Here is a 4843-nt window from a genome sequence, read left to right on the forward strand (position 1 = left end):
GGCGGGGTACTCCTCTGGCCTCATCAGCGCTTTTGTCGCGTATGTGCTGCGCGGGCTTGGGCTGAGGCGGGTGGTGGTCGAGCCCGATGCGCGCAATGGGAAGGCGATCGAGCGGTTGATCCGGCAGGGGTTCGAGGTCGGGCCCGAGGTGGTGCTGCCTGAGGTTGATCTGCCGGAGGTGTATCTGCCGGAGAAGCGGGCGCGCCTTGCCTTTCTCCGCTTGGGGAAGGGCTCGTGAGCGTTGGAGCCGCTGCCGAGGCCGCGGGGCCCGCGGGGACTGCGGGCCCTTAGGGTCGGAGGATGGCCAGTGACATCACTCCCGAAGACCTCGTCGATCACTATCAGTTGGAGCCGATCCCCAAGGAAGGCGGGCGGTTCCGGGAACTCTGGGCCGGGCCCGAGCGGGCGGACGGGCGGCCCGAGGGGACCTCGATCGTTGTGCTGCTGACCTCGGAGCCGGGGGATTACTCCGCGATGCACCGGCTTCCCACCGACGAGGTGTGGCACTTCTACCTCGGTGATCCGCTGGAGATGCTGCTGCTCGACCCGGACGGTACGTCCCGCACCGTCGTCCTCGGTCCCGATGTGCTCGGCGGGCAGTACGTCCAGTTCACCGTGCCCGCGGGGACCTGGATGGGCGCGCGGGTCGTGGCGGGCGGCGGCTGGTCGTTCTTCGGGTGCACGATGGCGCCCGGGTTCACGTACGGCGGGTACGAGCACGGGGACGCGGCCGAGCTGACCGCGCGGTACCCGGCGGAGGCGGTGCGGATCGCCGCGCTGAGCCGTCCGTGAGCGGGTCGGCTGTGAGCGGGCTGCTCGACGGGCAGGTGGCGCTGGTGACCGGGGCCTCGGCCGGCATCGGGCGGGGGATCGCGTTGCGGTTCGCCGAGGCGGGAGCGGCGGTGGCCGTTCACTACCGTACGGACGCGGAGGGGGCCCGCGAGGTCGTCGGGCTCATCGAGGACGCGGGCGGCAGCGCGGTCGCCCTGCACGCCGAACTCACCGTCGAGGCCGAGTGCCGTCGCCTGGTGCGCGAGGCCGCGGACTGGGGCGGCGGCACCCTGACAGCACTGGTCGACAACGCGGGCGTACAGCCGGTCCAGCAACTGCCCGGCATGACCCTGGCCGACTGGCGGGCGGTGGTCGACGCGAACTTGTCGAGCGTGTTCGCGTGCACGCAGACCGCGGTGGAGGTGATGCGCGAGGGCGACGGCAGGGGCGGCAACGACGGCAGCCGCGGGAGCATCACCCACATCGCCTCCATCGAGGGCACGCACCCCGCCCCCATGCACGCCCACTACTCCGCGTCCAAGGCGGCCGTCATCATGCACGCACGGTCGGCGGCCCTGGAGTACGGTCCGTACGGGATCCGCGTCAACTCCGTCTCACCAGGCTTGATCGACCGCGAAGGCCTCGCGGAGGCCTGGCCGGACGGCGTACGCCGCTGGCAACAGGCCGTCCCCACCGGCCGGTTGGGCCGCCCGGAGGACGTCGGTGACGCCTGCGTGTTCCTCGCCTCCCCGATGGCCTCGTGGATCACGGGCCACAACCTGGTCGTGGACGGCGGGGTATCGGCGCGACCGACGTGGTGAGGGCGGGCGGAGGGGTGCGCGGGTGCGGTGAGGACGGCCGGGGGCGCGCGGGGCGCTGAGGTGAGCATGGTGCTGCGTACATCCGTATTCCCGTCGGGGATCGGATAGGCAGGGAAAGGGAGAGGGAGAGGCAACGTGGGCCGAATACCGCGGATGGTGGCGGCGCCGCGCCGGGCGGTGGCCCTCGTCCTGATGCTGGGCACCCTGTTCCTGCTGGGCGGTGCCGGAAGCGCGTCCGCGCATTCCTCCGTGCGTGACACCGACCCCCGCGAGGGCACCGTTCTCCAGACCGCCCCGAAGCAGGTCACCATGACCTTCACCGAGGCGGTCGGTATCTCCGACGACTCGATCCGGGTCCTCAGCCCCGACAACGTACGCATGAACGCGGGCCCCGCCGAGCACGCCGGCGGCTCCGACACCGTGCGCGTACGGCTCCAGGACGATCTGCCGGAGGGCACGTTCACCGTGGCCTGGCGGGTGGTCTCGGCGGACAGCCACCCGATCTCGGGCGCATTCACGTTCTCCATCGGCGCACCCTCGGCGACCACCGCGAACGCCTCCGCCGAGCCCGCCGTGCACCCCGCCTCCGGTCTGCTCTACGACCTGGCCCGGTACGCCGCGTACACCGCCGGCGCGCTGCTCATCGGCGCGGCCACCTTCGTCCTCGCCTGCCGCCCGCCCGCGGTCCGCCCCCTCCGGAAACTCTTCCGCCTGGCCTGGTGGACCCTGCTCCTGTCCACCGTCGCGCTGCTGTTCCTGCGCGGCCCGTACGCCCGCGGAACCGGCCCCGCGACCCTCCTCGACCTCTCCCTCCTCAAGGACACGCTGAGCGGCAGGCCGGGGTGGGCGCTGCTGGCGAGGCTGGCGCTGGTGGGGTTGGCGGGGGTCTTCCTCGTACGACTGTGGGGTGCGCGTGATACGTCACGGGCGGACGAGCTTGTGGACGAGCGGCCGAAGCCCGCTGTCGTCGCCTCGGGCGGGGTGCTCGCCGTGGCGCTGGCGGTCACCTGGGCCGCTGCCGAGCACGCGTCCGCGGGGATACAGGTTCCCGTGGCGATCGTCTCCTCCGTACTGCATCTGCTGGCGATGGCGGTCTGGATGGGCGGCCTCGCGGCGCTGCTCACCACGCTGCACCGCGCCGAGACCCCGCCCTCGGCGGCGTCGGTGGCCCGTTTCTCGCGGCTCGCGTTCACGTCCGTGGTGGTCCTGGTGATCACGGGTGTCTACCAGTCCTGGCGGGGGCTCGGCTCCTGGGAGGCGCTCACCGGTACGTCGTACGGCCGGATTCTGGCCGCCAAGGTGTGTGCGGTGGTGCTGCTGCTGGGGGCGGCGGCGTATTCGCGGCGCTGGACGGCGGGGCTGCTCGCGGCTCAAGAGCCGGTGCGGGTGCGGGAGTTGGAGATGGTGGGGGCGGCGAGTACGGGGGGTGCGGTCGCCGGTGCCTCGACGGGGGCGGCGTCCGATGCCGATGTCCCGGACGGCAAGGGGCCGAGCGATTCCGAGGGATCCAATGGCTCCGATACGTCTGACGGGCTCGACAAGTCCGGTGACGGGCCCGACAAGTCCGGTCAATCGGGCGGAGCCGACGAGACCCCGCAACCTCGTCACCAGGCCCTGCGCCGTTCCGTGCTGGCCGAAGTCGTCGTGGGCGTTGTGGTGTTGCTGCTCACGACGGTTCTGACCGGCACCCAGCCGGGGCGGGCGGCCACCGAGACCCAGGACGCGCCGACCGCGCCGACCGGTCAGCCCACGACCTCGATGACCCTGATCCCCTTCGACGTCGGTACCCCGAACGGCAAGGGCAAGGTCCAGATCGTCCTGGAACCGGGCCGCGTCAACGAGAACTCGGTCCAGGCGATTGTCATAAGCCAGAACGGAGGCGTCGCCACGGTCCCCGAAGTCCGCCTCACCTTCACCCTGGCCGCCGAGAAGATCGGCCCCATCGACGCCGAACTCACCGACCAGGGCGGCTACTGGGCCACCAACTCCCTGAACCTCCCGCTCCCCGGCACCTGGACCATGAACGTCACGGTCCGCACCTCGGACATCGACCAGGTGACGGTGTCGAAGAAGGTGCGGATCTCGCCCTGAGCGGGATGTCCGGAGCGGGATGTCCGGAGCGGGATGCCCCGAGGGGGATGCCCTGAGGGGGATTGGCGCCTTGGCGACCTGTTCGGGACTCCTCGTTACTGCTCGTTCGAGAACTCCTCCACCACCGTCGCCCCCAGCTCCCGCACGATCAGCTCATGCCCGGACAACGCCGACTCGTCGAGATCGGGGTCGTCGTCCTCCGGGATGTCGTCCTCCGGGGAGACGGGCGGCGGCTCCGGAGCCGAGGGGCGCGGTGCCGGCGGAGGCGTCGGTGCGGCGGGGGCCGGAGCGCGGGTGGCCGGAGTCTGGGGGACGCTCGGTCCGGACGCCGGGGCAGCGGGTTGCTGTGGTGCGGAGGGCCTGGACGCCGGTGGAGTGGCGGTGCTCGGGGAGCCGTAGCCCCCGCCAGATGCGTAGCCCCCGCCGGTGCCGGGCCCGGCTGTTGGTGGTGGTGCCGCCGTACCCCCTGACGTATCGACGATCGCCTCGATCTTCCACTGCACCTGGAACTGTTCCCCCAGCGCCTGGCGCAGCACCTCCTCACTGCCGCTGCTCAAGAAGTTGTCGCGCGCGCCGGCGTTGACGAAGCCGATCTGGAGCGTCGTACCGTCGAAGCCCGCGACCTGCGCGTTCTGACTGAGCAGGATCCACGTGAAACGGCGCCGGTTCTTCACCGCCTCAAGGATGTTCGGCCACAGCATGCGGGGGTCGGGCCCGCCGCTCACGGGAGCCGCCGGAGCGGAAGGGGCGGAAGGGCCCGCAGGGGCGGATGGCGCGGGCCGGCCCGCAGGCGCCGGAGCCGCGGGGGGCGGCGACGACGCGGCCGGAGACTGCCCCCCACCCGCGGACGCCGCCGTCGGCCACCCACCGGGACGCCGACCACTGCCCGCGGCCGTCGCAGTGGGCCAGGCGCCGGGCGCTTGCCCTGCGGAGGGAGCGGCCGGTGATGCGGCCGGGGGAGCGCCTGCCGGCGGCTGAGCGGACGGCGCCTGAGCGGGCGGCTGCTGAGGAGACGGTGCGACGGGCGCGGCCGGAGGCTGGGCGGCGCCGCCCTGAGCCGCCGGCCCGGAGCCCGCTTCCTGTGCCCTTCCAGCCACCGCACCGGCACCCGCACCGGCGCCGGAGTCCGGAGCCCCCGCCCCCCGCACAGCCGCCCGAGC

At 72.6% G+C, this 4843-nt stretch carries 4 protein-coding genes and 1 pseudogene; 4 read left to right on the forward strand and 1 reads right to left on the reverse strand.

What is annotated here, in order from left to right; all coding sequences use genetic code 11:
- From G6048_RS46615 to G6048_RS46630, 4 genes are all read left to right on the forward strand, one after another.
- Nucleotides 1–238: GNAT family N-acetyltransferase (locus G6048_RS46615; RefSeq protein ID WP_165345674.1), on the forward strand; the 238-nt coding region annotated here is incomplete at its 5' end.
- Nucleotides 239–300: 62 nt separating this feature from the next.
- A complete protein-coding gene (locus G6048_RS46620) occupies nucleotides 301–792 on the forward strand; it encodes a cupin domain-containing protein (protein WP_165345675.1) in 492 nt (163 codons plus the stop codon).
- Nucleotides 789–1592: an SDR family NAD(P)-dependent oxidoreductase gene (locus tag G6048_RS46625; protein WP_165345676.1), complete on the forward strand. Its 804-nt coding sequence runs from the start codon at nucleotides 789–791 to the stop codon at nucleotides 1590–1592. Before G6048_RS46620 ends, G6048_RS46625 begins: the two co-directional genes overlap by 4 nt.
- Before the next feature lie 153 nt (nucleotides 1593–1745).
- Nucleotides 1746–3683, forward strand: coding sequence for a copper resistance CopC/CopD family protein (locus tag G6048_RS46630; protein ID WP_235991116.1), 1938 nt, complete (start codon nucleotides 1746–1748; stop codon nucleotides 3681–3683).
- 95 nt (nucleotides 3684–3778) lie between these two features.
- Here the strand turns inward: G6048_RS46630 and G6048_RS46635 are convergent.
- Nucleotides 3779–4843, reverse strand: a pseudogene (locus tag G6048_RS46635) (DNA polymerase III subunit gamma and tau); the annotation flags it as partial.

Origin of the sequence: Streptomyces ureilyticus (assembly GCF_011045025.1) — a bacterium.
Lineage (GTDB): Bacteria > Actinomycetota > Actinomycetes > Streptomycetales > Streptomycetaceae > Streptomyces > Streptomyces ureilyticus.

What these genes read in the sequence shown, in the direction of transcription:
- G6048_RS46620 (WP_165345675.1), top strand. Translation starts at nt 301, where the DNA reads ATGGCCAGTGACATCACTCCCGAAGACCTCGTCGATCACTATCAGTTG.
- G6048_RS46630 (WP_235991116.1), top strand. Translation starts at nt 1,746, where the DNA reads ATGGTGGCGGCGCCGCGCCGGGCGGTGGCCCTCGTCCTGATGCTGGGC.